The sequence below is a fragment of the Acinetobacter sp. USHLN143 genome, from assembly GCF_037145695.1.
Taxonomy (GTDB): Bacteria; Pseudomonadota; Gammaproteobacteria; order Pseudomonadales; family Moraxellaceae; genus Acinetobacter; species Acinetobacter fasciculus.
On the sequence record NZ_JBBCWZ010000381.1, the window covers coordinates 1 to 202 of the forward strand.

A 202-nucleotide genomic window follows, 5' to 3' on the forward strand; every position below is an offset into this window, starting at 1 on the left:
TTTCAGACCGGCACAGTTCTATAAGGAACAGCATGTGCGTGGCAAATGGGTCTGTGATCAGTGTGACACCCTGACTCAGCAAGCGATGCCCGCCTATGTGATTGATAAAGGCATTGCTTCACCTGAACTGCTCAGCCATGTGCTGGTATCGAAGTATGCCGATCATTTGCCGCTGTACCGTCAGCGCCTGATCTATCAGCGG

Annotated in this window: 1 protein-coding gene; it reads left to right on the forward strand. The window is 52.0% G+C overall.

Features of this window, described 5'->3' with window-relative positions:
* The coding region (locus WFH18_RS18480; RefSeq protein WP_336755490.1) for an IS66 family transposase at positions 1-202 on the forward strand (202 nt) is incomplete at both ends.